Source organism: Blautia difficilis (assembly GCF_014297245.1).
GTDB classification, from domain to species: Bacteria; Bacillota; Clostridia; order Lachnospirales; family Lachnospiraceae; genus Blautia_A; species Blautia_A difficilis.
Genome location: NZ_JACOQG010000033.1, coordinates 1 through 26357 on the forward strand (window position 1 = coordinate 1; position 26357 = coordinate 26357).

Below are 26357 nucleotides of genomic sequence, written 5' to 3' on the forward strand. Positions count from 1 at the left end.
AAAGATTACATCCATTCTTTTTCCGCAGTCATGCAGCAGTCCTTCCGCTTTGCAGTATTTCCAAAACAGTATATTACGTTTAATCCCATGCAGTATATTAAACTGCGGTATCAGACGGACGAAGTTGATTTGTTTTCGGATGAGGACATGGACGGAAATATCCAACCAATTTCACGAGAAGATTATGAAAGACTGCTTACGTATCTTCAAAAAAAGAACCCAGCCGCAATACTTCCAATCCAGATAGCCTATTATGCCGGGCTTCGTATTGGAGAAGCCTGTGGTTTGGCATGGCAGGACGTAAATCTGGAAGAACAATGCCTTACCATAAGACGCAGCATCCGATATGATGGCTCAAAACGCAAATATATCATCGGACCAACCAAGCGGAAAAAAGTGAGGATTGTTGATTTTGGAGATACGCTGGTAGAGATTTTCCGTAATGCCCGGAAAGAGCAGTTAAAAAATCGAATGCAGTATGGAGAACTTTATCACACGAACTACTACAAAGAGGTCAAAGAGAAAAACAGAGTGTACTACGAGTATTATTGCTTAGACAGAATAGAGGAAGTCCCGGCAGATTATAAAGAAATTTCTTTCGTCTGCTTAAGACCTGATGGCTGTCTGGAACTTCCGACTACTTTGGGAACGGTATGCAGAAAGGTAGCAAAAACATTAGAGGGATTTGAAGGCTTTCATTTCCACCAGTTACGTCACACCTATGCAAGCAACCTTTTAGCAAATGGAGCTGCCCCAAAAGATGTGCAGGAATTGTTAGGACACTCAGATGTCAGTACCACAATGAACGTCTATGCTCACTCCACAAGAGATGCGAAACGAAAATCGGTTCGGCTTCTTGATAAAGTGGTAGGCAATGACTAAAAAATTTCCCTTATTTCCCTTGTGATTATCTCATAAGGGCAAAAATAAGGGAAACTACATATCATTTCACTAATGGACAGGCGGGAAAGCCTATAAAATGGGGAAAGTTAGAGAGATAATTATATAAATTCCAGTTGTGCGCCCAGCAAAGGGTGTGTAGTCAAGCCGGTGGGATTCCGGTTTATCCAAGGTTTAGCCAACCAGATAATAGCGAGTCTTGGGATGATGCCGGTAACGGCATCTGACAAGCGTAGACAGCAAGAAAGCAGGGTTGAATAGTGATTGAGCTTCGAAACGTTAACTTCAGTCGGTCGACGTCTTAACTGGTGCGGAAGACAATATCATGTAATGCGATATGGCGAGTGTTATGTGGCACTGCGGAGTCAGAGAACCAATCATGTTTTACATTGTGAATACACATCAACTGGGGAGAACCTGCCATTTCTCGAAGAAGAGTATGAAGTTGCAACTGAAAACGGAGGATTTCAAATGAATGGTAGGTGGTCGGACAATCCCATAGTACTGTAGAAATCGGGCAATGCCGATGGAGGGAAGGGGATTGCATAGTAAAGGTCTTACTGAGGACACATTATCCGTACTCAGGGACGGAGGAAATAATGGAAACGAAATTAGTAAGAATAGCTGAGATATCGGCAACATCAAAACATCCTATATTTACATCAGTGTACCACTTGATAAATGAAGATATGCTAAAGCAATGCCATAAGGAATTAGATGGGAACAAAGCAGTCGGAATTGACAAGGTAACTAAGGATGAGTATGGGAAGAACCTTGATAGAAATATCAAGGAACTGGTACAGAGGTTGAAAAACAAATCCTTTAAGCCACTTCCGTCACTGAGGGTATATATACCTAAAGGAAATGGAAAGAAACGACCATTAGGGATTGCTTCCTATGAAGATAAGATTGTACAAATGGCAGTGAAGAAAATACTGGGAGCTATTTATGAACCGAGATTCCTAAGCTGCATGTATGGATTCAGACCGAATAGGGGGTGTCACGAAGCAATAAAAGAAGTATACCAACGGATAAGCTATGGAAAAATCAGCTATATCGTAGATGCCGATATCAAAGGTTTCTTTGACCATATCGACCATGATTGGATGATGAAGTTCCTTGAATGGAATATACAGGATAGGAACTTATTGTGGCTAATATGTAAATACCTTAAAGCAGGAATAATGGAGCAAGGAGAATTCGAGCCAACAGAGGAAGGTTCGGCACAAGGCTCAGTAATGAGTCCGATGCTTGCAAATATATACATGCATCATGTGCTGACGCTGTGGTTTAAGCTGGTGGTGCAAAGGGAAATGCAGGGAGAGTGTTTTCTCGTCAACTTTGCGGATGATTTTGTTGCAGGATTTCAATATAAGTCAGAAGCTGAAAGATACTATAAAGAGTTAAAGGAACGAATGGAAAAGTTTGGACTGGAGCTGGAAAGTAGTAAAAGCAGACTGATTGAATTTGGGAGATTTGCAGAGCAGAATCGTAGAGCAAGAGGAGAATGTAAGCCTGAAACATTTGATTTTCTGGGATTTACCTTCTACTGTAGCAAAACTCGAAAGGGAGGTTTCGTACCAAAGGTACAGACTTCAAGAAAGAAGTTTGAGCAAAAGGTTAGAGCATACAAGAACTGGATTTACGATAATCGAAATCGACCAATGCGAGAAATAATTAAAGAGTTGAACGTAAAACTAATTGGACACTATCGGTATTATGGTGTTACATGGAATTTTCGGAAGATAACAACATTCCTGCATAGAGTACAACAGTTTCTATTCAAAGCCATGAATCGGAGAGGTTGTAGACGGGCATACACATGGAATGGATTTGTGGAAATGCTCAAGTATTACCCGTTAGCAAAACCTAAAACGTACTATTGTTTATATTGAAGCGAATGTTACTATGAGGAGCCGTATGCGGGAAAGCCGCATGTACGGATCTGTGAGGGGCTAAGATTGAGAGGTCTTAGTCTACTCGACTTTGAAACTAAGAAGTCGGGATTTAACGCTTAACGAGGAGAAATAAACATGGCAAAGAAAGAAGAAAGATTTGAAGTTATATTTAGAGATGGAAGTTCGCTTAAAGATGAAGGGATTCGACAAATTCTTGTAGATAAGGAGACTGGAGTTAATTATCTTTGTTGGAAATCTGGATATGGGGCTGGTATTACACCTCTTCTGGATTCTGAAGGAAAAGTCATAATTACAAAGTAAAATTCAGTGTTTTCAAGGGTTTGCAGAGAATTTAATAACAAATATAACAGTTATTAAATCGCTTAAAACAGGTGAAATCTTAATCGGGATTTGGAGGCATATTATAAATTTGTTGATCAATAAAATAGTTAGCAGCATATTACAAACTATCTTGTTTGGGATTATTCCAGTTGCTTGGTGGTTCGTAACGGTAAGAAAGCATCAAAAATTTGCAGAGTGGATAGGGCTGAAAAAAGTTCAAGGAGGCAAGAAAACCTTAATAGGTATTATTGTAGTATCCATTGTCTTTATAGTTTCAGGAGCACTAACCCTTTATACGATACGAGATATCGAAACTGCAAACGCTAACGGTTCAATCATTCCAAGTTGGATTATACACACCATTTCTAATTTGTTTTCCGGAATATATGCTGCCTTTTCAATCATATGAGCACGGTGCATGGTTGATAATCTCAACTAGAAACTTCCAGTTTTATTGACCAAGAAAAATGAGGAGGATTCATAATGAGTGAGAAAACAGAGATTACTTTCATGCAAACAAGATTAATCCGGCTGGCTTCAGAAGAGTGGCATTTACCTGTTGAACAGATTATCCGCTTGTTTAAAGAAGCTGATGTTCTTGGATATATAGAAAAATGTTATGGAATTTTTCATTGTGAAGGCGATGAAGCTGTGCTTGAAGATATTACTGAATTTTTGCAAGGAAAGGGGATAGAGATTAGTGCTTGAGTTAAAAGATGGATTTGTTCTCTATCATGGAAGCTATTGTGAGGTAAAAGAGCCAGATCTTGCCAAATGTGCAAAGAGAAAAGATTTTGGGCAGGGATTTTATTTAACCACATCAAAGGAGCAGGCAGAAAGTTTTTTAAGAACCTCAATAGCCAAAGCAATGGCAACAGGAACAATTGAAGAGGGACAGCAGGCGATAAGGAAGCAGACGATTTCTGCATCAGGCAGTTGCTGCCCAATAAACTAAAAGATCAATATTGCTTCAAAAGTCGCAATACCAAAGATTTTGGTTATGTTTTTTACTGTACGATTATTAAAGAACAGGCACAGCGATGGGCTAAACGGTATGAAACAAAGGCTATTTCTATCTATGATGTACGGATGAACACTAACCTTAATATTAAGGAATTTAAAGAAATGTCTGAAGAATGGTTGGATTTTATTGTGGATTGCAGAAGTGGGAAAGATCACAATTATGATATTGTAATTGGTGCTATGGCAGATCTTTTCAACCCTCAAAGTCACTCTTTACAACCAACTAAAAATATGATACCCTATTCTTTGTGAACTGGGGGCACCACTTTTCGCAGAATATTTCAGGCGCCGGATGATACTGGGATTGTATCGTCCGGTGCTTTTTTGACGTTTATTATAAATATTCCGGACAGCAGCTGCACAAATAAAGAGGGAGGCTGTCAGGAAGAAGGTGTCAGACCAAAGAAAGGAGACTTGCACATTGGTAAGGATCAACGGAGAAGAGAAAGCGATTGCCGGAAGAAATCTTCTGGAATATTTAAAAACTTCAGGATTTGAGCCGGATAAGGTAGTCGTGGAACGAAATCTGGAGATTGTTCCCAGGGATGAACTTGGAAATGTGACAATTCAGGAAGAGGATTCCATTGAAGTGCTGAGATTTGTAGGCGGAGGCTGAAAAAGACAAAGAACAACCATGACGAAATAACGAGGAGAACAAAATGGAAGATAAACTGATATTAGGTGGGAAAGAATTTAAGAGCCGTTTTATTCTGGGCTCAGGAAAATATAATCTGAATCTGATCAAAGCTGCTGTAGAACAGGGTGGGGCAGAGATTATCACTCTTGCACTGCGCCGTGCAAATACAAGTGAAAGTGAAAATATACTGGACTATATCCCCAAAGGAGTTACACTGCTTCCTAACACCTCAGGTGCCAGAAATGCAGAGGAGGCTGTCAGGATCGCGCGACTGAGCAGAGCAATGGGATGTGGTGACTTTGTTAAAATAGAGATCATGCGTGATGCAAAATATCTGTTCCCGGATAACCAGGAAACCATAAAGGCAACAGAAATTCTGGCAAAGGAAGGCTTTGTAGTGTTGCCGTATATGAATCCGGACCTGAATGTGGCGAGAGATCTGCAGAATGCAGGGGCAGCTGCTGTAATGCCTCTTGCTTCTCCTATTGGAAGCAATAAGGGACTGGCAACAAAAGCAATGATCCAGATCCTGATCGATGAAATTGATCTGCCGATCATCGTGGATGCAGGAATCGGAAAGCCTTCCCAGGCGTGTGAAGCAATGCAAATGGGAGCTGCTGCGATCATGGCCAATACAGCCATTGCCACTGCAGGAAATATACCGGATATGGCGGAAGCCTTTAAGCTTGCAATTCAGGCAGGAAGAAAAGCATATCTTACAGGAATGGGAAGAGTGCTTGCGAGAGGCGGAAGTGCGTCAGATCCGCTGACTGGCTTTTTGCGATAGGAGGGAAGAAAGTCATGAACGAAGAAAATCAGGTATATTTTGTAGACAGTGACAAGCTTCCGCCTGCAGCCCTGGAAAGAAAGCACCGTCTGGAACAGGATCCGTCCTTCCGTACAGACCATATGAAATATATGGACGGAATGCAGGTAATAGAATCGGATATCAAAGACAAGGTGCTGAAGGCTATGGATGAGTATGATTATGATCTGTATACAGCCAATGATGTTGAGAGAGCACTTTCTCATGAAACATGCACCATAGAGGATTTTAAGGCATTGTTATCTCCGGCGGCTGCACCCTATCTGGAACAGATGGCAAGAAAGGCAGAGGAACTGACAAAAAATCATTTTGGAAATACAGTTTACATTTTTACTCCTATTTATATTGCCAATTATTGTCAGAATTACTGTATTTATTGCGGCTTCAACTGCTACAACAATATACGCAGAAAAAAACTGACCTATGAAGAAATTGAACATGAGATGCAGGTCATTGCAGAGACAGGAATGGAAGAAATACTTATCCTTACCGGTGAGAGCAGGGCATATTCAGATGTTTCTTATATTGGAGAGGCGGTTAAGATCGCACGGAAATATTTCAAAAATATAGGGATCGAAATTTATCCGGTCAATGTAGAGGAATACAGATATCTCCATGAATGTGGTGTGGATTATGTAACTGTTTTTCAGGAAACCTATAATACAGATAAATACGAAACACTGCATCTGATGGGGCACAAGCGTGTATGGCCATATCGGTTTGATTCCCAGGAACGTGCATTGATGGGAGGAATGAGAGGTGCAGGCTTTTCTGCTCTTCTGGGACTGGATGATTTCCGGAAGGATGCACTGGCAACTGCCCTCCATGTATATTACATCAACCGAAAATATCCTCATGCAGAGCTTTCTTTAAGCTGTCCGCGTCTGCGTCCTATTGTAAATAATGATAAGATCAATCCCAGGGATGTGGGAGAGAAAGAGCTTTGCCAGGTATTATGTGCCTACAGGCTGTTTCTTCCGTTTGCAGGAATTACCGTATCCAGCCGGGAAAGTGCTGTTTTTCGAAATGGCATTACAAAAATCTGTGCTACGAAAGTATCAGCAGGGGTATCTACCGGCATTGGCGATCATGAAGAAAAATATGAGGGTAAGGAAGAGGCAGATGCAGGGGATGAACAGTTCGAGATCAATGATTCCCGGTCCTTTGCTTCTATGTACCAGGATATGGAACAGGGAGGTTTGCAGCCGGTTCTGAACGATTATTTATATGTATGACAAGACCATCTGACAGATGGATTAAAAATTATAAGAACAGCAGGATGATCTGGCATTTAGCCGATGATACTGCTGTTTTTATTTTTATTTAGCAGAAAAGTTACTGTTCACACACCACTATTCCGCGAGGTGTTTTGGCATGAATATGCCAAAATCCCGAGACATACAAGCCAAAATTCCATTGCCGCAGGCAATCTGGAATGAATTTTGGCTGTGTTACTGTGAACGGAGTGAACAGTAACGCAGAAAAGTTACTGAAATCCGGAGATTGGCTGTGAACAGTGACATTGGGACAAAAATATGGTATACTGATACCTATGATGTCAGAGAGAAAATAAGATGTTAAAATATATGGAAATACTTAATTGTAAGAGAGGACAATCATTTGAAGAATTTTGAAGAGTTAATGATAGAGGGAAAGAACCGTATGGAAGCCAGGAGGGATGAACTGATCAGGAAAAATCTGCTGTCGGATGAGTTTTTGGAATTAATTCAAAAGAATAAAAAACCCTTTGATCTGCTCATGTCTTATTATCAGTGTGCGATTATGGAAATTGAGACAAAATTCAAGGTATTGAACCAGGAATATTCTCTGGAATACGATAAAAATCCTATTGAAGGCATTAAAACAAGGATCAAATCCTATGACAGTCTGGTGCGTAAGATCAGGAGAAAAAATATTCCCATGTCTCTGGCTTCCATAGAAGAAAATATTAAAGACATTGCAGGTGTCCGGGTGATCTGTTCTTTTCCGGAGGATATCTATGAGCTGGCAGACAGTTTCCTGAAGCAGGATGATATTGTACTGATCGAGAAGAAAGATTATATAAAAAATCCTAAACCAAGTGGCTACCGCAGCCTTCATCTGATCGTACAGGTACCGATCTTTCTGCAGAAAAATAAAAAGATGGTAAATGTGGAGGTACAGTTCCGCACGATTGCCATGGATTTCTGGGCGAGTCTGGAGCATAAGCTGCGTTACAAAAAAGATATCCCCGAGGATCAGGCACAGCAGCTGCAGGAAGAACTTCTTGCCTGCGCTACCCAAAGTGCCCAGCTGGATGAACGGATGCAGGAGATCAGAAATCAGCTGGTCAGTAAATTCGGAGAGTAACCCTAAAAGTACAGACTGCTGAATATTTGCAAAGAAATACAAAATAAAAGAGAGTACGGTGAAAGGAAAATTATGGAAAATCAATCACAGACCCCACACAAAAGGCGCGTTCGCTACAAAGGAAAATATCCCAGAAAATTTGAGGAAAAGTATAAGGAGCTTCAGCCTGAGAAATATAAAGATACCATTGAACATGTGATCCAGAAGGGAAATACTCCGGCAGGAATGCATATCTCCATTATGGTACAGGAAATTCTTGATTTCCTGAAAATCCAACCGGGGGAAACCGGCTTTGATGCAACCTTAGGGTATGGCGGCCATACCAAAGCCATGCTCCAGTGTCTGGAGGGCAAAGGCCACATTTATGCTACAGATGTGGATCCTGAGGAATCTGCCAAAACAAAAAAACGTCTGGCAGAGCTGGGCTTTGGTGAGGATCTGCTTACTGTGCGCCTTCAGAATTTCTGCACAATTGATGAAATTGCCAGAGAGGTAGGAGGTTTTGATTTTATCCTGGCTGACCTGGGTGTTTCTTCTATGCAGATTGATAATCCCAAAAGAGGTTTTTCTTTTAAAGTGGATGGGCCGCTGGATTTGAGACTGAATCAGGAGAGCGGAATCAGTGCTGCCCAGCGTCTGGATACTATCACCAGAGATGAGCTGGCAGGGATGCTTTATGAGAATTCCGATGAACCTTACTGCGAAGAAATCGCTAAGGCTATCACAGATGAGATCCGCAAGGGAAACCGTATAGACACAACCACAAAGCTTCGCCAGATAATTGAGAAAACTCTGGATTTTCTTCCGGAAAAGGAGAAAAAGGATACCGTTAAAAAGACCTGTCAGAGAGTTTTTCAGGCACTGCGTATTGATGTAAACCATGAGTTTGAGGTCCTTTATGAATTTATGGAGAAGCTTCCGGATGCTTTGAAACCAGGCGGACGAGTGGCAATCCTTACCTTCCATTCCGGAGAGGACAAGCTGGTAAAGAAAGCTCTGAAGGAAGGATACAGAGAGGGAATTTACTCAGATTATGCAAAAGATGTGGTTCGTCCATCCGCCCAGGAATGTGCCCAGAATGGCAGGGCCAGATCTACAAAAATGCGTTGGGCAGTGAAGTGCTGACATAGAGAAAGTTCCTTATTTCATTTCAGGAACTTCCTCAATAGTTTTTCATAAATTTTTTTATATGGCTGGTATCTCATTGGCAGATCCAGCCATGTTTTTTTGTCTACAATACTCTTATAGTGGGAGAAAGTATGAAAACCGTCTTTGCCATGGTAGGAACCCATTCCACTTTCGCCAAAGCCGCCAAATCCCATCTCACTGGTTGCCAGATGGATGATAGTGTCGTTGACACATCCGCCTCCGAATCCGCAGCGGGAAGTAACTTTTTCCGCAGCTTCTTTGCTGGATGTGAAGATATATAATGCCAGAGGATGTGCCATGGAGTTGATTTTTTCGATGGATTCATCCAGAGAATCATAGGTTAGTACAGGAAGCACAGGACCGAAGATTTCCTCCTGCATTACTGCATCCCCGAAAGTTACATTGTCCATAACAGTAGGAGCAACCTGAAGAGTTCCCGGATTGCTTTCACCGCCGCAGACTACTTTGTCGGGATCGATTAGATTGCAGATACGAGTAAAGTGCTTTTCATTAATAATCTTTCCATAATTTCTATTATTCAGAGGTGCGGAACCAAACTGTTTTTTGATCTGTTTCTGGATCTGGCGGATCAGTTCATCCTTGATTTCTCTGTGGCAGTAAATATAATCAGGTGCTACGCAGGTCTGACCGCAGTTGAGATATTTTCCAAATACAATTCTTCTGGCTGCAAGTTTCAGGTTGGCACTTTTCTCTACGATGCAGGGACTTTTTCCGCCAAGCTCCAGGGTAACCGGAGTCAGATGTACAGATGCTTTTGCCATTACTTCCCTGCCAACATGCTGGCTTCCTGTAAAGAAAATATAGTCAAAATGTTCATTGAGAAGAGTGTTATTTTCCGTACGTCCGCCGTTTACCACAGCTACATACTGGGAATCAAAACATTCGGTGATAATGGTTTCAATTACCCGGCTGGTGTGAGGAGAGTAGGCACTTGGTTTCAGTACAACTGTATTTCCGGCTGCAATCGCATCGATCAGTGGATCAATGGTGAGCAGGAAGGGATAATTCCATGGACTCATAACCAGAACCACACCATAAGGAGATGGCTTTTTATAGCTTCTGGAAGCGAACTGAGCAAGTGGAGTCAGTACTGTCTTCTCTTTTGCATAGGAAGGTGTATGGCGGATCATGTAGCTGAGTTCTGAGAGCACAAGTCCCACTTCACACATATAGGATTCAAAGTTACTTTTTCCAAGGTCACGTTTCAGTGCTTCATTGATTAGTGGTTCATATTTCTGAATACAGGTCTTTAATTTTTTTAAGGCATCCAGCCTTTTTTCTACCGGTAAAGTGGCACCTGTGTAAAAATAGCTGCGCTGTTTCCGGAGGATTTCTTTAATTTCTGTTTCTGTCATAATACACAATCTCCTTTTTTTCAGAAGTCAGAGACATCAGCATGTAATAAAATTTCTCCAGTTGGGAGGCATCCATAAGCTTCGGCACAGGATACAGAGGATTGGCCTCTTTATCTGCATAATGGGCAAGCTTGGGGATATCTGTTTCCTGAATTTCTTTTACAATATTTACGATTCCAAACCGCTCTTTCATCTCTTCGATTGCCCGGATAAAAAGCTTTGCTGCTTCATGGTCCGGCGTATTTTTGTCTGCAAGTCCTGCTGCAATGGCAAGTTTGTGCAGCTTTTTGTCAATGCAGGAGCCATATTCCCTAAGCACCAGTGGCAGCAAAATGGCATTGGCAAGTCCATGGGGAACGTTGTACTGTCCGCCCAGGGAGTGAGCCACTGCATGAACATATCCTACATAGGATTTGGTAAAAGCACAGCCTGCGTAGAAGGATGCGTGGAGCATATTTCGTCTTGCCTGAATATTATCACCATGCTCATAGGCAATGTCTATATTTTCAAAAATCAGTTTTACTGCTTTTAATGCATCCCTACGTGTATCAATGGTGGTGGAATTGCCGATGTATGCCTCCACTGCGTGAGTCAGGGCATCCATACCTGTAGTTGCGGTGATAAATGGGGGCAGGCTTAAGGTAACCTTGGGATCCAGCACTGCATAGCGGGGAATCAGCGGGAAATCGTTGATGGCGTATTTATATCTGGTGTCTGCATCTGTGATTACAGCGGCGAGAGTGGTCTCACTTCCTGTTCCGGCAGTGGTTGGAACTGCCATGAGAAGGGGAAGTTTCTTATGCACCTTCAGGATTCCCTTCATCTGGGCCAGAGACTGATTGGGTTTGACTGCACAGGCACCGACTGCCTTGGCACAGTCCATGCTGGAACCGCCGCCGAAACCGATGATGGCATCACAGCCTTCCTTACGGTAAAGTTCCAGGGCTTCGCGGACATTGACAGTAGTAGGATTGGCAACTGTTTTATCGTAAATGGTATAGGGGATGCCGGCCTCCTTTAAAGCTTTTTCCAGTCTTCTGGTAAGTCCAAGCTTCATGATACCACCATCTGTAATGACCAGAACATGAGTGCATTTGTGGCGCATGATGATTTCAGGGAGTTCCTTGACGCTTCCTGAGATTTTAGGTTTTCTGTAAGGTAAAAAGGGAATTGCAATGTGAAAAGCTTTCTGAAAAGCCCTGCAATATATTTTTCTGAGAGTGTTCATGGATAATTCCTTTCTTGGGGGCAGCCTGCTGTTTTGCAGACTGCCGGATAGCAGTTACTTCAGAAAAAATATAACAAGGTAAAAATGAAAAGTCAATATATTTTGATATTCAAAATTTATCTTTGGTAAAAGAGCTTAAAAATAGCAGAAGCAACTTTATACGAACATATCCATAAAATTTTACGAAACTACGAAAATCAGTTGACAATGGAGTAAGCTTATACTAACCTAAAGTTAGTGAAATATAACACTACTATAAAACAGTAGTGTTATATTAAAAAAATTTGCTCCACAGGAAGTGGATATGAGGGAGGAATGAAAAAAATGTTTCTGCAGATACAGGGAATTAAGAAGTCTTTTGGTACGGGAGACAGCCGGGTAGATGTGCTTAAGGGGCTGGATCTTGACATTGAGAGAGGGGAGTTTTGCGTGCTTTTGGGGCCGTCCGGTTCCGGTAAGTCCACGCTTCTGAATATTATCGGTGGGATTGACAGTGCAGACGAAGGAAATCTGGTCATAGACGGGGAGCGTCTGGCAGATATGTCAGAGAAGAAACTGTCTTTGTACAGACGTAAGCATCTGGGATATATTTTTCAGATGTATAATCTGATCCCCAATCTTACAGTGCGGGAAAATATAGAGGTGGGAGCCTATCTCAGTGATAAGCCTCTGGATGTAGATGAACTTCTCCATACGCTGGGAATCTATGAGCACCAGAGAAAGCTTCCCAATCAGCTTTCCGGAGGTCAGCAGCAGAGGACTGCTATCGGCCGTGCCATTGTAAAGAATCCGGACATTCTTCTCTGCGATGAGCCTACAGGAGCCCTGGATTATAATACTTCCAAGGAAATCCTGAAGCTGATCGAGACGGTAAATCAGAAATACGGCAACACTATCGTCATGGTAACGCATAACGATGCCATCAAGGATATGGCCGATCGTGTAGTCAAGCTTCGTGATGGCATGATCCGGAAAAATTATATGAATGAACATAAGATCCCGGCAGCAGAGTTGGACTGGTAAGGAGGCATATGATGAAAAATCCTTTACACAAACGTCTGCCCAGAGAACTGAAGGGGGAACTGGGAAAATATCTGGTGGTCTTTATTTTGATGGTATTGACCATAGGAATGGTTTCCGGATTTCTGGTGGCTGACGGAAGTATGATTGTTGCTTATAATGATGGATTTGAAAAATACAATATAGAAAACGGAAATTTCCGTACCAATCAACAGATATATAAAAGCCAGAAAGAAGAAATCCAGAATCTGGGAATAAAGCTGTATGAAAATTTCTATATTGAAGAGCCTTTGGATAATGGAAGTACCATGCGATTTTTCAAAAACAGGACAGAAATCAATGGAGTATGCCTGATGAAGGGAGAATTTCCCAAAGCAACAGGGGAAATTGCCATTGACCGTATGTATGCAGACAATAATGAACTGAAGGTGGGAGACACCTTGAAAAGCCAAAGCGGTAAGCAGACCTGGAAGATTACAGGGCTTGTGGCTCTGTCTGATTACAGCTGTCTTTTTCAGAATAATAATGATTCCATGTTTGATTCTGTGAAATTCGGAGTTTCTGTGGTAACACCGGAGGAGTTTGATACCCTGGATCAGGATAAGCTCCAGTACAATTATTCCTGGATCTATGACAAACAGCCCAAAACAGAAAAAAAGGAAAAGGACGTTTCAGAAGAACTGATGGAAAATATAGGGGAAATCGTTACCCTGGAAGCTTTTGTACCCAGATATCTGAATCAGGCCATCACCTTTACCGGGGATGATATGGGAAGTGACAAGGCTATGATGATCATATTGTTATACATTGTAATTGTCATTATGGCTTTTGTATTCGGGATTACCATCAGTAATACGATTCGCAGGGAAGCAGGGGTGATCGGTACACTCAGAGCTTCCGGCTATACCAGGAAAGAACTGATCCGGCACTATATGGCATTGCCTGTCCTTGTTACACTGTTGGGAGCTCTGGTGGGAAATATTCTGGGATATACAGTATTTAAGAATGTATGTGCAGGAATGTATTATGGCAGCTATAGCCTGCCTACCTATGTGACCGTATGGAGCGCAGAAGCTTTTCTGCTTACAACAGTAGTTCCGGTGATCATTATGCTGGTGGTGAATTATGGAGTTCTCCGACACAAATTGCGTCTTTCCCCGCTGAAATTCCTGCGCAGGGATCTTTCAGGCAGAAAGAGGAAAAAAGCAATTAATTTAAGCCCTGTTATAAAAATCTTTTCCAGATTTCGCCTTCGTGTGATCTTTCAGAATATGAGCAATTATCTGGTACTGTTTATCGGGATTATCTTTGCCAACCTGCTGCTGATGTTTGGATTACTCCTTCCTTCGGCCTTATCTCATTATCAGGTGGAAATCCAGAATAATATGCTGGCAAAATATCAGTATATGCTTCAGGTTCCGGTAAGTGCAGCCAGTGGAAACAAATTTGACAGTCTGTTTTCTATACTGGAATTCTATATGTCTGCGGAAACAAAGAATGAAGATGCAGAAGAGTTTTCAGCATATTCTTTAAATACTCTTCCCGGAAAGTATAAGAGCGAGGAGGTTCTTTTGTATGGAATCGAGCCGGACAGCAGATATGTAAAAGCTGATCTTGATAAAGGAATCTATATTTCCAGTGCTTATGCGGACAAATATGGAATTCATCCCGGAGATACCATTACCCTGAAGGAAAAGTATGAAAAGGAACAGTATTCTTTTGCGGTAACAGGAATTTATGATTATACGGCAGGCCTGTGTGTATTCATGACCAGAACTCAGCTGAACAAAACCTTTGATCTGGGAGAGGATTATTATAGCGGTTATTTTTCTGATACCAGGATTACAGATATCAAAGACAAATATATTGGGTCAGTGGTGGACCTGGATGCACTGACCAAGATTTCCAGACAGCTGGATGTGTCTATGGGAAGTATGATGGGAATGGTAAATGGATTTGCTATTGTGATCTATATGGTATTGATCTATCTTCTTTCCAAGATCATTATCGAAAAAAATGCCCAGTCCATATCTATGGTAAAAATTCTGGGCTACACCAACGGCGAGATCAGTAGATTATATATTCTGTCCACATCTCTGGTAGTGGTGCTCTGTCTGCTTTTGAGCCTGCCACTGGAAACTGTGATTATGAAGGTACTTTTCAGGGAGATGATGTTGTCCAGTATTTCCGGATGGATCACGCTCTGGATCGATCCGATGATCTATCTACAGATGTTTGTGGCAGGAATTGTTACTTATGCAGTTGTGGCTCTGCTGGAGTTTCGAAGAATAAAAAAAGTGCCTATGGATGAGGCACTGAAGAATGTAGAATAATGGAAAAATACTGTGATATCAGATTATAAAACAGGTGCGGCAGGCAATGAAAAATTGTCTGCCATACCTGTTTTGGGGATAAAGCGGATCATCAAAGCCTATCAGGAAATATCATCCCTGGTAATATTTTTCGCCCATTCTCCCTTGCGGTAGTGTCCGATCACCCAGGGCCATTTCACAAATTCGTCTGTGCACAGCAGGAAATATACCCACAATACAGGCAGCTTCAGGACAAAGGCAGCCAGAAATCCCAGAGGCACTCCATACAGCCACATATCAATGGTATCGCAGATCAGGCCGAATTTTGTATCTCCCCCTGCCCGGAAAATCCCGGCGATCAGAGCTGTGTTTACTGCAGAGCCTGTAATATAGTAGCTGTTGATAAGAAGCATATATTTCAGGTAATGCATGGCAGTATCATTCAGAGAGGCAAATTGCATGATCAAAGGAGAAGCAGCCAATACAGCCAGACCACCGAAGATACTTGCAACCACAGTTGCCTTCAGCATGCGGGAAGCATATTCCTTTGACTGAGCAAGCTTTCCTTCGCCCATTGTTTTTCCAAGCATGATCGTACCTGCACTGGCAATCCCATAACAAAATACGGAACCGATATTGCGCACTACAGTTACCAGTGAGTTGGCAGCTACAGCGTCTGAACCCAGATGACCCAGGATCACAGAATACATGGCAAAGCCTACACCCCAGCTTACATCATTGCCAAGCGCAGGCAGGGATAGGCGAATAAAATCCTTCAGAAGGGATTTGCTGCGGACAAATATAAATCTGGGGTTCAGCCGCACATCTTTACTGAAGAAGGAAATAATAAAGCATCCCAGTAATTCCACAAGTCTTGAGGATGCAGTGGCAATGGCAACACCTGCAGCCCCAAGTTTGGGTGCGCCAAACAGCCCGAAGATAAAGACTGCATTAAGGATGATATTCAATACAAAGGCCAGGAGATTCAGGATCATACAGACAGTTACCCGTCCGATGCTGCGCAGGATAGACAGATATACTTCTGTAATACTCCAGCACAGATAGGTGATTCCCATGATCCGCAGATAGGAGGCTCCGATCCTGATAAGCTCAGGGTCTGAGGTGAAAATCTGCATCATTTTGTCCGGCATGGTAAAGGCAATCAGGGCCACCAGCAGAGAAATTACCAGGGAAAAACGCAGGGCAATTCCCTCGATAATATGGATGGCTTTCAGATCCTTTTTGCCAAAATACTGGGCACACAGAAGGGAAGCCCCGGTGCCCACTCCGTAATATACCATAAAGAGTACATTGGAATAGTTGGCAGCCAGTGACACTGCGGAAATAGAAGACTGTCCCACGTAATTGAGCATGACAACATCGCAGGAGCTTACTGCAGCGCTGAGCAGATTCTGGATAATAATTGGAATAGATAATTTCAGCAGCTGCCGATTGAAATTTGTATTGTTAATATTTGTACAGTTCATGTTGTTTCTCCTGAATAATTATGATTCCTGTAACTATCTGTGTACAAAAAAGCCATATCTGTTGAGAATGAACAGATATGGCTTTTAAAGCAATTAGAGTTGTAAACTGTACAGCTCAGATTACAGGCAGGTAAGATCGATTCTGTAGTTGTCGGCACCTTCGCCGTCAACAGTATAATATGCGGCTTTCTGGTCGATATTAATGTATACATTGATCTCTTTGCCGGAAATTTCCTTTGCTTCCATATCTTTTTTCACTGCTTCTTCAATAGCTGTCATAGTAACTGCACATCCAGGTAACTCGATGGTTGTTTCTGCGATTCTGGTTGTTTCGATTTTCTGAGCAACTTCCTTTACTGTTTTCTTTACTGCAGCTTTTGCTTCTTCTACAGTAGCCTTTGCTTCCTCAATAACAGGGGATTTTGCAATATCTGCAGCGGTAGCTTTTGCTTCTTCGATCACTTCCGGAGCTTTATCGATAGCTTTTTCAACAGTTTCTTTTGCCAGCTCTGTTGCTTTTGTGGTAGCCTCTTTGATAGTAGCAGTTGTTTTTGCAGCAGTTGTTTTAGCGGCATTGGTTCTTGTAGTTGATTTTTTTCTCATAAGATTCCTCTCCTCGATTCTAACTGTGCGGTAACCATTCATCAGTCAGCCATTCTCTAAAGTCGCTGAACAGTTACGGTAGTGTCAATATTTTCCTGTCAACCGTACCACAAAAACTTCATATTGTCAAATTTTAACGGTAAAGAATCTGAACCTGTGTTATACTGGTGTTACTGGGAAAAATACAATAATTAACAGGCTTTGACAGAGGTGCATATGAAAAAAAATGAAATCTATATTAAAAGTGGAACAGAATACAAAGAAATGACAAAAGAGCTCCTGGAGCAGTGCGGTCTGGCAGAGCAGATTCCGGCTAAGGATCTGCAGATTGGAATCAAGCCTAACTTGGTTTCGCCCACCGAAGCTTCCTGGGGAGCTACCACTCATCCGGAGATAGTGGCAGGTATCATTGAATATCTTCAGAAAAAAGGATTCGCTAAAATTGCTATACTGGAAGGCTCCTGGGTAGGAGACAAAACCACAGAAGCCTATGAACTTTGTGGTTACAGGGAGCTTTCCGAAAAATATCAGGTTCCTTTCTGGGATATGCAGAAGGACACAGGCGTGGACAGAGACTGCGGCGGCATGGCTCTGAAAATCTGCAGCAGTGTAGAGAAAATTGATTTCCTGATCAATGTTCCTGTTCTGAAAGGACATTGCCAGACAAAAATCACCTGTGCACTAAAAAATATGAAGGGTCTGATCCCCAATACAGAAAAGAGGAGATTTCATGCCCTTGGCCTCCATAAACCTATCGCTCACCTGAACATGGGAATCCGTCAGGATTTTATTGTAGTAGATAATATCTGCGGAGATCTTGATTTTGAGGACGGAGGTAATCCGGTAGTGATGAACCGTATCTGGGCAGGAATGGATCCGGTTCTCATAGATGCCTATGTATGTCAGATCATGCATTATCAGACAAATGATGTGCCATATGTAAAACTGGCAGAAGAGTTGGGAGCAGGAAGTGCAGACCTGTCACAGGCGGAAATTATTTTCTGCGAAGAAACTGCAAAAAAGGCCTTGCCTAAATCCAGAAAAGTGGTGGAATTACAGGATGCAGTGGAAGAAGTGGAATCCTGCAGTGCCTGCTATGGCTATCTGATCCCGGCTCTGGAAATGTTAAAAAATGACGGACTTTTTGAAAAACTGGATACCAAGATATGCATCGGCCAGGGATACCGTGGCAAAACAGGAAAACTGGGTGTGGGTGCCTGCACCTGCAGGTTTGAGCATAATCTGAACGGATGCCCGCCTACAGAAAACCAGATTTATGAGTTTCTGAAGGAATATATCGAGAATTTTTTACAGTAGACAGTTGCTTTTGATCTATGATAAAATCAAAATAGTGATCTGTTTCTGAAGATAATGAAAGAAAGGGTTCTATCATGCTGAAAATTAAAAATTATGTAAAGGTAAACAGTCTGGAAGAAGCTTATGAGCTGAACCAGAAAAAAACGGCGAAAATCCTGGGAGGAATGGTGTGGATGAAAATGGGAAACCGGAATCTGGCCACTGCCATTGACCTGTCCGGGCTGGGGCTGGATCAGATTACAGAAAATGACCAGGAATTTGTGATCGGATGCATGACTTCTCTTCGTGACCTGGAGATAAATGAGGCTCTGAATACATATACCGGCGGAGCCATGAGGGAGAGTCTGCGTCATATTGTGGGAGTGCAGTTCCGTAACTGTGCCACTGTAGGCGGCAGTATTTACGGAAGATTTGGTTTCTCTGATGTACTGACCATGTTTCTTGGCATGGACAGCTATGTGGAGCTTTTCCATGGAGGACGTATCCCACTGACTGAATTTGTGAATATGAAAAAGGACAATGACATTCTGGTAAATATGATTGTAAAAAAGGTCCCTCTTACAGTCTGCTATCTGAGTCAGAGAAATACGAAGACAGATTTTCCTGTACTCACCTGTACCGCATCTCTGGTCAACGGATGCCCCCGTACAGTCATCGGGGCAAGACCTGCCAAAGCCATGGTTGTGGAGGATACACAGGGGCTTTTGTCCGGCTTTGATACAATGAACAGAGAAGAAAAGACACAGGCCATCCACAGCTTTGCTGAATATGCGGCAAAGAACGTGCCTGTTTCCGGTAACATGAGAGCTTCTCAGGAATATCGTAGTCTGCTTGTGCAGGTTCTCACAAGAAGGGCCTGGGAGGCTGTAGGAGGTGTAAGTGATGAAAATTGAATTCTGGCTGAATGGAGTAAAGCGTCAGGAGGAAATCCAGCCGGATACCCTTCTGCTGGACTTTCTCAGGGAAAAGGGCTGCTATAGTGTAAAGAGAGGCTGTGAAACAGCAAACTGCGGATTGTGTACAGTACTGATGGATGAGAAACCGGTGCTTTCCTGTTCCACACTGGCTGCCCGTGCAGATGGTAAAAAGATTGTAACACTGGAGGGAATGCAGGAGGAAGCCAAAGAGCTGGGAAACTTTATTGCAAATGAAGGGGCAGAGCAGTGTGGTTTCTGCAATCCGGGATTTATTATGAATATCTTTGCCATGTTAAAGGAAATTGCAGATCCCACAGAGGAACAGATCAAGGAATATCTTTCCGGTAATCTGTGCCGCTGTTCCGGATTTGTTTCACAGACAAGAGGAATTCTGAAATTCCTTCAATATAAAAAAGCACAGGAGGAAGCATAAGATGAAATATGTAAATCAGCCTGTTCAAAAAATAGATGCCATGGCTCTGGTGACCGGAAAACCTGTATATACAGATGACCTGGCACCAAAGGACTGCCTTATTATCAAAATATTAAGAAGCCCCCATGCAAATGCCTGGGTGGAGGAGATAAAGACAGAAAATGCTGCAAAGGTAGCGGGAATTGCCTGTATCCTTACCTGGCAGGACGTACCTCAGAAGCGTTTTACCCTGGCTGGACAGACCGCTCCGGAGATGAGCCCGGATGACCGCCTGATCCTGGATCGCCATGTGCGTTTTGTGGGAGATGCGGTTGCCATTGTAGCAGGAGAGACAGAGGCCGCAGTCGACCTGGCATTAAAGAGAATTAAAGTAAAATATAAAGTAGAGACTCCTGTTCTGGATATTCATCAGGCAAAGGATAATGCAATTCTGGTCCATCCTGAGGATGACTGGAAATTGAAAATCCCCCTGGGAGGAGACAATAAACGAAACCTCTGTGCCCTGGCTGTTGAGGAAGAGGGAAATGTAGATGAAGTACTGGCAGAATGTAAATATACAGTAGAACAGACCTATCATACAAAAGCAAACCAGCAGACTATGATGGAGACCTTCCGCACAGCCTGTTATATGGATCATTTTGGCAGACTTACAGTTCTTTCTTCTACCCAGATTCCCTTCCATGTGCGCAGAATCGTGGGCAGGGCGCTGGACATCCCGGCATCGAAGGTTCGTGTGATCAAGCCCAGGATCGGAGGCGGTTTTGGAGCAAAGCAGACCTCCATCAGCGATATTTATCCGGCTATTGTAACGTGGAAGACAGGCCGCCCTTCCAAGATCATTTTCTCCAGATACGAATCCATGATCTGCTCTTCTCCCCGCCATGAGATGGAGATCACAGTCCGTGTGGGAGCAGATGAGAAGGGTATTGTCAAGGCTATTGATGTGCATACTCTGTCCAACACCGGTGCCTACGGTGAACACAGCTCCACTACAGTAGGTTTAAGCGGACATAAGTCTATTGCCCTGTACAGACATACAGAAGCCTATCGTTTTTCCTTTGACGTAGTGTATACCAATATGCAGGCTGCAGGTGCATACAGAGGATATGGGGCTACACAGGGAATTTATGCAGTGGAGTCTGCAGTAAATGAACTGGCACACAAAATGGGAATGGATCCTGTAAAGATCAAGGAACTGAATATGCCTCTGGAGGGGGGACCTTTGCCAGGCTATCATGATGTTCCTTATGCTCAGAGCTGTACCATGGACCGCTGTATGGCCAGAGCAAAGGAAATGATGAACTGGGATGCCAAATATCCATGCCGTGATATGGGTAACGGCAAAGTCCGTGGAGTAGGTGTGGCCATGGCAATGCAGGGTTCGTCAATTGCAGCGTTGGATGTAGGCGGTGCAGATATTAAGCTTAATGAGGATGGATCCTATACTCTGGCACTGGGCTGCTCAGATATGGGTACCGGCTGTGACACGATTCTGTCTCAGATTGCTGCAGAATGTCTGGAAACACCTATGAATAATATTGTAGTATTCAGTGTAGATACTGATATTTCACCTTATGATTCCGGATCCTATGCCTCTGCTACTACCTACACGACAGGAATGGCAGTAGTCAAAGCCTGCCAGGATCTGCGGGCCAAAATCTGTGAAGTGGGTGCTGAGATGCTGGAAGCAGATAAGTCAGAGGTGGATTTTGACGGTTCCTTTGTTTACTGCACAGAGGAAGAGAGCAGACGCGTTTCTCTGGAAGCCATAGCACTGAAGGGAACCTGCTTTAACAATACAGAGCTCCAGGTAGTCAGACAGCATTCTTCACCTCTTTCCCCTCCACCGTTTATGGTTGGTATGGCAGAGGTGGAAGTGGATACGGAGACCGGAAGTGTGGAATTACTGGATTATGTGGCAGTGGTTGACTGCGGTACACCAATCAATCCAAACCTTGCCCGTGTGCAGACTGAGGGAGGTCTGGTACAGGGAATCGGAATGGCCTTAAGCGAGGATGTACAGTACACAGAGAAGGGAAAAATCCGCAATAACTCCTTCATGCAGTACAAGATCCCTACCAGAGAGGACATTGGGGATATCCGAGTAGACTTTGAATGCAGCTATGAAAAGACAGGACCTTTTGGTGCCAAGTCTATCGGAGAGCTGGTAATCGATACTCCATGCCCGGCGATTGCAGAGGCAGTCTATAATGCTACAGGAGTTCGTGTAAGGGAGCTTCCCATCCTGCCTGAGAAAATTGCTATGGGCATTCTGAAAAAGAAAGGCTTGAAATAAATCATGCAGATGATGGTAAAGGGAGTACTGGCAGGCTTCTGGCTCATTTTTGTACCCACAGCCGCCGGAATTCCCTTTGTAAAGAAAAAGAAAGACTATACGCTGGGTGAAAGCTTTCTGGCAGGACTTCTGCTTATGCTGGCGGTAGCACAGCTTCTCATCCTGCCGGGGATTTTCCGAAAATTATCCTTACATCTGGTGACCCTTTTGTTTGCAGCAGTAATGGGACTCTGTGCAGCCTATGGCCTGTACAGGTTTGCCGGTAGTGCAGGCTCTTATGGAAAAAGACTGAGAAAATCCATTCCGGAAATCTCTCCCTGGATGTGGATCGCAGCAGGAGTGATACTGGTACAGATTGGTGTATGCGTATATTATGCCCATATGGATGCAGACGATGCCTTTTATGTGGCAACAGCCACGACCTCTGTGCATACAGATTCCATATTTGCATATAATCCTTATTCAGGGGCTGAATATGCAGTTTTGCCCAGAAGATATGTGCTCTCACCCTTTCCGGTGCTTTTGGCTGTGATCAGTCAGCTGTCGGGAGGTCTTCATCCGGCTGTGACTGCACATACCATTTATCCTGTGGTATTTCTGCTGGCTGCCTATCTGGTATACCGCCAGTTTGGCAGACTGTGGTTTGCAGAAAAAAGAAGAGAGCAGGGGCTGTTTCTGCTTTTTTGTGCTACAATCATCTGGTTTTCCGGATTTTCTGTATATACGGGAGGCAATTTTCTGCTGGTGCGTATCTGGCAGGGAAAAGCAGTACTGGCAGCAGTGATTTTACCCTTCCTTATCTATCTTGGACTTGCCCTGGTGCTGGAAGACCAGCCGGAATACCCGTGGCTTCTTCTGGCGATGGTCAATCTGGCGGCTTGCCATGTTTCCTCTATGGGGATTATGCTGGCCCCTGTTGTGACAGGCCTGTTTGTACTGCTGGCATTGGTGAAGAACCGTTCTCCCCGGAGATTTCTCTATGGGATTTTGTGCTGTATGCCATCCCTGCTTCTGGGCGGTGTATATTTATGCCTGTGAGCAGAGTAAATCCCGGGAATACAAAGGAACTGCTGCATGCAACAGCGGATAAAGGAGAACAGACACTATGGACAATGTAGTACATTATATAATTTTCTGGTGGGAGAAGTACTGGGGCAGCAGCTGGTACCCATATCTGTGGGCGGCAGCATTTTTATATCTGCTGATTTTTGAGAGAAAAAGAAAAAATGCAGGTTATCTGATTGCTTTTCAGTGTCTTTTGTGTTTTTTATATTTCTGTCCTGTGACAGCTGCCCTAATCCAGAAATGCATCGGAGGTCTGGTATACTGGAGAGTGATCTGGCTCTTTCCGGTAGTGCCTGCACTGGCGCTGGCGGTGACCTCTCTTTTGTCCAGGATCAGAAAAAAAGGCCTGCAGGCGGTTCTGGTAATTGCCTGTGTGGGGATTCTGGCTGTAAGCGGCACCAGTGTATGGAGTGCCGGCAATTATGTAAAGGTGTCCAATCATCAGAAGGTTCCGGAGGAAGCAGCGCAGGTCGCTAATATACTTCTGGCAGAGAGAAGTGCAGAGGATTCACTGATCGCTGCGGATAACAGTATTGCGCCCTATCTGAGAGTATATGACCCTTCTCTTCAGCTTGCCTTCGGCAGGGATGGCAAGGGTGCCCGTTCCAGAAATGCCAGACATCTGTATATAAGGATGAGTGCAGAAGAACCTGATTATAAGGTAATAGGAAAGAGGGCAAGGAAAGAGAAGGTCCAGATTCTTGTACTGCAGCTTTCGCAGGAACAGAAGGAAGAAGCCTTTGCAGCTATGGAACATTACGGATATCAATGGGTGACTGCTGTAAATGATTATAATATTTTCTGTTTTCCTATTGCCAAATCCGGAAAAAGCTGATAAAGTAAACAAATAGAGAGCTGTTCCATATCTCCCGGCAGAGAGAGTAGGCAGCTTTACATAACAATAGAATAATATGTAATGATAGAGGCGCGGGATTCATCAGTATGCCGGGAAATATGACATGACAGTCATCCGGTGAAAGGGGAGACCGCCGAAGGAATCTGGCCAGTCAGGAGGAGGATTCCTGGGATGCCGCAGAATATGCGTCGTACTGTCACCCGGGTGAAGCGCTATCAAAGTAACTTAAGCAGAATAGTTGCCATGAATGTGTTTCGTATGCATTCATGGCTTTTTTTTAGCCCTGAAAGGATTACCTTGTGGATCCGGAGGAATTTACATATTATCCAAAGGAAACAATTAAGAGGGAGGAAAAAATGAGAAACAATCTGAAAAAAGTATCACTTTTACTGTCAATGGTCATGCTCTTTGTGCTGGCATCACCACTGACTGTACTTGCAGCAGAGGAATCAACAGCTGCATCTGCAAAATTTTACGGCACATTCTGGTCACTGATACCGCCGCTGGTAGCGATCGCGCTGGCACTGATCACCAAAGAGGTATACAGCTCTTTGTTTGTGGGAATCCTGGTAGGGGCCCTGTTTTATTCAAATTTCAGCTTTGAGGGAACCGTTCTCCACGTTTTCCAGGGAGGGATGATCAGTGTACTTACAAGCTCTTATAATATGGGTATTTTGATTTTCCTGGTAATCCTGGGAGCAATGGTATGCCTGATGAACAGAGCAGGAGGTTCCGCAGCCTTTGGACGCTGGGCAAGTAAGAGGATCAAAACCAGAGCAGGAGCAGAGATCTCTACAATTATTCTGGGTGTACTGATCTTTATTGATGACTATTTTAACTGTCTGACAGTAGGAAGCGTTATGCGTCCGGTAACAGATAAGCATAACGTATCCCGTGCAAAGCTGGCATATCTTATTGATGCCACAGCAGCGCCGGTTTGTATCATTGCCCCGATTTCTTCATGGGCAGCAGCAGTCAGCGGTTTTGTAGAAGGAGAGGATGGAATTTCTCTTTTTGTACGTGCTATTCCATACAACTTTTATGCATTGCTTACCATTTTTATGATGGTTGCTATGGTATTGATGAAGGTGGAATTCGGCCCTATGGGAGTTCATGAGACCAATGCATTAAAGGGAGATATTTATACCACTGCCTCCCGTCCATACGCCAATGCGGAGGAGGATGCAAATGGCAATCCAAGAGGAAAGGTGATCGACCTGCTGATTCCGATCATCTGCCTTGTAGTGTGCTGTGTTATCGGAATGATCTACACAGGCGGCTTTTTCAGCGGAGCTGATTTTGTAACTGCTTTTTCCCAGAGTGATGCTTCTGTAGGCCTGGTACTGGGAAGCTTCTTTGCTCTGATTATTACAATTGTCCTTTATATGGTTCGCCGTGTTATGAATTTCAGAGATTGTCTGGCATGTCTGCCGGATGGATTTAAGGCAATGGTACCTGCGATTCTGATCCTGACCTTTGCATGGACACTGAAAGCAATGACAGACAGTCTGGGCGCATCTGAATTTGTGGCCGGAGTAGTAAAGGCTTCAGCAGGCGGATTTATGAATTTCCTGCCGGCAATTATCTTTGTGATCGGTGCAGTGATCGCTTTTGCTACAGGTACTTCCTGGGGAACCTTTGGTATCCTGATCCCTATTGTGGTAAATGTATTCTCAGGAACCAACCATGAGCTGATGATTATTTCTATTTCAGCATGTATGGCAGGTGCAGTATGCGGAGATCATTGTTCTCCTATTTCTGATACAACGATCATGGCTTCTGCAGGTGCCCAGTGTGATCATGTAAATCATGTGTCCACCCAGCTTCCTTATGCAATAGTGGCAGCAGTGGTGTCCTTCCTGTCTTATATAGTAGCGGGCTTTGTGCAGACACCATGGATCGCACTTCCGGTATCTGTAATTCTGATGATCATTACCCTGGTTATTATCAGAATCAAATTTGATGATCTGAAAACAGAATAATCTGATCTGTCAGGAGGCGCTTTCAGCAGAAGGTGCCTCCTGATATAATAGGAGAGAAGTTGTTTGCGAAAATGTACAAATAGTCGGGAAGTTTCATGCATTTGAGTATATTCACAAAAAAAACTTTACATTTATCGGGCTCTGTGATAAAATCATGGTAACTGATTGAGAACATCTTTGACAAATAAAATTCAGATGATCAAATTATGTTACTTGCACCTGTAGCTCAGTGGATAGAGCAGTGGTTTCCGGTACCATGTGCGGGGGTTCGATTCCCTTCAGGTGTACTGCACGGGACGATGAACAGTTCCGATGCGTTGTATCATAAGGAGGACAAGAAC

The 26357-nt window shown here is 43.4% G+C and carries 24 protein-coding genes, 1 tRNA gene, 1 pseudogene and 1 riboswitch; of the genes and pseudogenes, 22 read left to right on the forward strand and 4 right to left on the reverse strand.

Annotation, left to right across the window (positions count from 1 at the left end; translation table 11 throughout):
• The 12 genes and pseudogenes from H8Z82_RS14670 to rsmH form a co-directional block, all read left to right on the forward strand.
• On the forward strand, window positions 1-882 hold an 882-nt coding region (locus tag H8Z82_RS14670; RefSeq protein ID WP_186995530.1), incomplete at its 5' end, for a site-specific integrase.
• Between the two features lie 617 nt (window positions 883-1499).
• Window positions 1500-2795, forward strand: a complete 1296-nt coding sequence (gene ltrA, locus H8Z82_RS14675) for a group II intron reverse transcriptase/maturase (RefSeq protein WP_186995531.1) — start codon at window positions 1500-1502, stop codon at window positions 2793-2795.
• Window positions 2796-2933: 138 nt separating this feature from the next.
• Window positions 2934-3119, forward strand: a complete 186-nt coding sequence (locus tag H8Z82_RS14680) for a DUF6440 family protein (protein ID WP_019161960.1) — start codon at window positions 2934-2936, stop codon at window positions 3117-3119.
• 109 nt (window positions 3120-3228) lie between these two features.
• Window positions 3229-3549: a hypothetical protein gene (locus H8Z82_RS14685; protein WP_186995532.1), complete on the forward strand. Its 321-nt coding sequence runs from the start codon at window positions 3229-3231 to the stop codon at window positions 3547-3549.
• A 74-nt stretch (window positions 3550-3623) separates the two neighbouring features.
• Window positions 3624-3848: a DUF3791 domain-containing protein gene (locus H8Z82_RS14690; protein ID WP_019161958.1), complete on the forward strand. Its 225-nt coding sequence runs from the start codon at window positions 3624-3626 to the stop codon at window positions 3846-3848.
• Window positions 3841-4095 carry a DUF3990 domain-containing protein gene (locus tag H8Z82_RS14695; protein WP_019161957.1) on the forward strand — a complete coding sequence of 85 codons (255 nt, stop codon included), beginning with the start codon at window positions 3841-3843 and terminating at the stop codon, window positions 4093-4095. Before H8Z82_RS14690 ends, H8Z82_RS14695 begins: the two co-directional genes overlap by 8 nt.
• A pseudogene (locus tag H8Z82_RS14700) lies at window positions 4068-4352 on the forward strand (DUF3990 domain-containing protein); the annotation flags it as partial. The gene H8Z82_RS14695 and the pseudogene H8Z82_RS14700, both read left to right, overlap by 28 nt.
• A 232-nt stretch (window positions 4353-4584) precedes the next feature.
• Entirely contained in the window at window positions 4585-4779 is a 195-nt protein-coding gene (gene thiS, locus H8Z82_RS14705) for a sulfur carrier protein ThiS (RefSeq protein ID WP_019161955.1), read from the forward strand.
• A 43-nt stretch (window positions 4780-4822) separates the two neighbouring features.
• Window positions 4823-5587 carry a thiazole synthase gene (locus H8Z82_RS14710; protein ID WP_186995533.1) on the forward strand — a complete coding sequence of 255 codons (765 nt, stop codon included), beginning with the start codon at window positions 4823-4825 and terminating at the stop codon, window positions 5585-5587.
• Between the two features lie 14 nt (window positions 5588-5601).
• Entirely contained in the window at window positions 5602-6861 is a 1260-nt protein-coding gene (gene thiH, locus H8Z82_RS14715; RefSeq protein ID WP_019161953.1) for a 2-iminoacetate synthase ThiH, read from the forward strand.
• A gap of 406 nt (window positions 6862-7267) precedes the next feature.
• Window positions 7268-7975: a GTP pyrophosphokinase gene (locus H8Z82_RS14720; protein ID WP_186995547.1), complete on the forward strand. Its 708-nt coding sequence runs from the start codon at window positions 7268-7270 to the stop codon at window positions 7973-7975.
• Between the two features lie 72 nt (window positions 7976-8047).
• Window positions 8048-9100 (forward strand): 16S rRNA (cytosine(1402)-N(4))-methyltransferase RsmH, encoded by a 1053-nt coding sequence (gene rsmH, locus H8Z82_RS14725; protein WP_019161951.1) that lies wholly within the window; start codon window positions 8048-8050, stop codon window positions 9098-9100.
• A 20-nt stretch (window positions 9101-9120) separates the two neighbouring features.
• On the opposite strand, the gene H8Z82_RS14730 is transcribed toward rsmH, so the two are convergent.
• On the reverse strand, window positions 9121-10500 hold the full coding sequence (locus tag H8Z82_RS14730) for an aldehyde dehydrogenase (RefSeq protein WP_186995534.1): 1380 nt from the start codon (window positions 10498-10500) through the stop codon (window positions 9121-9123).
• Entirely contained in the window at window positions 10481-11728 is a 1248-nt protein-coding gene (locus tag H8Z82_RS14735) for an iron-containing alcohol dehydrogenase (RefSeq protein ID WP_186995535.1), read from the reverse strand. The genes H8Z82_RS14730 and H8Z82_RS14735 overlap by 20 nt, the downstream gene beginning before the upstream one ends.
• Window positions 11729-12052: 324 nt before the next feature.
• Between H8Z82_RS14735 and H8Z82_RS14740 the strand changes: the two genes are divergently transcribed.
• Together H8Z82_RS14740 and H8Z82_RS14745 are read left to right on the forward strand one after the other, a co-directional pair.
• Window positions 12053-12751, forward strand: a complete 699-nt coding sequence (locus H8Z82_RS14740) for an ABC transporter ATP-binding protein (protein WP_186995548.1) — start codon at window positions 12053-12055, stop codon at window positions 12749-12751.
• Between the two features lie 11 nt (window positions 12752-12762).
• Window positions 12763-15081 carry an ABC transporter permease gene (locus H8Z82_RS14745; protein ID WP_186995536.1) on the forward strand — a complete coding sequence of 773 codons (2319 nt, stop codon included), beginning with the start codon at window positions 12763-12765 and terminating at the stop codon, window positions 15079-15081.
• Window positions 15082-15182: 101 nt separating this feature from the next.
• On the opposite strand, the gene H8Z82_RS14750 is transcribed toward H8Z82_RS14745, so the two are convergent.
• Both H8Z82_RS14750 and H8Z82_RS14755 read right to left on the reverse strand, forming a co-directional pair.
• Entirely contained in the window at window positions 15183-16547 is a 1365-nt protein-coding gene (locus tag H8Z82_RS14750; RefSeq protein ID WP_186995537.1) for an MATE family efflux transporter, read from the reverse strand.
• A gap of 120 nt (window positions 16548-16667) precedes the next feature.
• Complete coding sequence (locus H8Z82_RS14755) at window positions 16668-17150, reverse strand: DUF6465 family protein (protein ID WP_186995538.1); 483 nt, start codon at window positions 17148-17150, stop codon at window positions 16668-16670.
• Between the two features lie 216 nt (window positions 17151-17366).
• Between H8Z82_RS14755 and H8Z82_RS14760 the strand changes: the two genes are divergently transcribed.
• The 8 genes from H8Z82_RS14760 to H8Z82_RS14795 all read left to right on the forward strand — a co-directional run bounded on the left by H8Z82_RS14760 (window position 17367) and on the right by H8Z82_RS14795 (window position 26303).
• Window positions 17367-18467, forward strand: a complete 1101-nt coding sequence (locus H8Z82_RS14760; protein WP_186995539.1) for a DUF362 domain-containing protein — start codon at window positions 17367-17369, stop codon at window positions 18465-18467.
• 74 nt (window positions 18468-18541) lie between these two features.
• The gene (locus H8Z82_RS14765) at window positions 18542-19360 is read left to right on the forward strand and encodes an FAD binding domain-containing protein (protein WP_186995540.1); all 819 of its coding nucleotides are present in this window, start codon (window positions 18542-18544) and stop codon (window positions 19358-19360) included.
• Window positions 19350-19817, forward strand: a complete 468-nt coding sequence (locus tag H8Z82_RS14770; RefSeq protein ID WP_019161942.1) for a (2Fe-2S)-binding protein — start codon at window positions 19350-19352, stop codon at window positions 19815-19817. Before H8Z82_RS14765 ends, H8Z82_RS14770 begins: the two co-directional genes overlap by 11 nt.
• Before the next feature lies 1 nt (window position 19818).
• Window positions 19819-22113, forward strand: coding sequence for a xanthine dehydrogenase family protein molybdopterin-binding subunit (locus H8Z82_RS14775; protein ID WP_186995541.1), 2295 nt, complete (start codon window positions 19819-19821; stop codon window positions 22111-22113).
• A 3-nt stretch (window positions 22114-22116) separates the two neighbouring features.
• Window positions 22117-23151, forward strand: a complete 1035-nt coding sequence (locus tag H8Z82_RS14780; RefSeq protein ID WP_186995542.1) for a DUF6077 domain-containing protein — start codon at window positions 22117-22119, stop codon at window positions 23149-23151.
• A gap of 67 nt (window positions 23152-23218) precedes the next feature.
• The gene (locus tag H8Z82_RS14785; protein ID WP_186995543.1) at window positions 23219-24013 is read left to right on the forward strand and encodes a hypothetical protein; all 795 of its coding nucleotides are present in this window, start codon (window positions 23219-23221) and stop codon (window positions 24011-24013) included.
• Window positions 24014-24090: 77 nt separating this feature from the next.
• Window positions 24091-24257: riboswitch (Lysine riboswitch) on the forward strand.
• A 133-nt stretch (window positions 24258-24390) separates the two neighbouring features.
• Entirely contained in the window at window positions 24391-26016 is a 1626-nt protein-coding gene (locus tag H8Z82_RS14790) for a Na+/H+ antiporter NhaC family protein (RefSeq protein WP_186995544.1), read from the forward strand.
• A gap of 215 nt (window positions 26017-26231) precedes the next feature.
• A tRNA-Arg gene (locus H8Z82_RS14795) sits at window positions 26232-26303 on the forward strand.
• The last annotated feature ends 54 nt before the right edge of the window (window positions 26304-26357 follow it).

Coding starts and splice junctions, on each gene's coding strand:
- ltrA (WP_186995531.1), top strand. CDS start 1,500: ATGGAAACGAAATTAGTAAGAATAGCTGAGATATCGGCAACATCAAAA.
- H8Z82_RS14680 (WP_019161960.1), top strand. CDS start 2,934: ATGGCAAAGAAAGAAGAAAGATTTGAAGTTATATTTAGAGATGGAAGT.
- H8Z82_RS14690 (WP_019161958.1), top strand. CDS start 3,624: ATGAGTGAGAAAACAGAGATTACTTTCATGCAAACAAGATTAATCCGG.
- H8Z82_RS14710 (WP_186995533.1), top strand. CDS start 4,823: ATGGAAGATAAACTGATATTAGGTGGGAAAGAATTTAAGAGCCGTTTT.
- thiH (WP_019161953.1), top strand. CDS start 5,602: ATGAACGAAGAAAATCAGGTATATTTTGTAGACAGTGACAAGCTTCCG.
- H8Z82_RS14720 (WP_186995547.1), top strand. CDS start 7,268: ATGATAGAGGGAAAGAACCGTATGGAAGCCAGGAGGGATGAACTGATC.
- rsmH (WP_019161951.1), top strand. CDS start 8,048: ATGGAAAATCAATCACAGACCCCACACAAAAGGCGCGTTCGCTACAAA.
- H8Z82_RS14730 (WP_186995534.1), bottom strand. CDS start 10,500: ATGACAGAAACAGAAATTAAAGAAATCCTCCGGAAACAGCGCAGCTAT.
- H8Z82_RS14735 (WP_186995535.1), bottom strand. CDS start 11,728: ATGAACACTCTCAGAAAAATATATTGCAGGGCTTTTCAGAAAGCTTTT.
- H8Z82_RS14740 (WP_186995548.1), top strand. CDS start 12,053: ATGTTTCTGCAGATACAGGGAATTAAGAAGTCTTTTGGTACGGGAGAC.
- H8Z82_RS14745 (WP_186995536.1), top strand. CDS start 12,763: ATGAAAAATCCTTTACACAAACGTCTGCCCAGAGAACTGAAGGGGGAA.
- H8Z82_RS14750 (WP_186995537.1), bottom strand. CDS start 16,547: ATGAACTGTACAAATATTAACAATACAAATTTCAATCGGCAGCTGCTG.
- H8Z82_RS14755 (WP_186995538.1), bottom strand. CDS start 17,150: ATGAGAAAAAAATCAACTACAAGAACCAATGCCGCTAAAACAACTGCT.
- H8Z82_RS14760 (WP_186995539.1), top strand. CDS start 17,367: ATGAAAAAAAATGAAATCTATATTAAAAGTGGAACAGAATACAAAGAA.
- H8Z82_RS14765 (WP_186995540.1), top strand. CDS start 18,542: ATGCTGAAAATTAAAAATTATGTAAAGGTAAACAGTCTGGAAGAAGCT.
- H8Z82_RS14770 (WP_019161942.1), top strand. CDS start 19,350: ATGAAAATTGAATTCTGGCTGAATGGAGTAAAGCGTCAGGAGGAAATC.
- H8Z82_RS14775 (WP_186995541.1), top strand. CDS start 19,819: ATGAAATATGTAAATCAGCCTGTTCAAAAAATAGATGCCATGGCTCTG.
- H8Z82_RS14780 (WP_186995542.1), top strand. CDS start 22,117: ATGCAGATGATGGTAAAGGGAGTACTGGCAGGCTTCTGGCTCATTTTT.
- H8Z82_RS14785 (WP_186995543.1), top strand. CDS start 23,219: ATGGACAATGTAGTACATTATATAATTTTCTGGTGGGAGAAGTACTGG.
- H8Z82_RS14790 (WP_186995544.1), top strand. CDS start 24,391: ATGAGAAACAATCTGAAAAAAGTATCACTTTTACTGTCAATGGTCATG.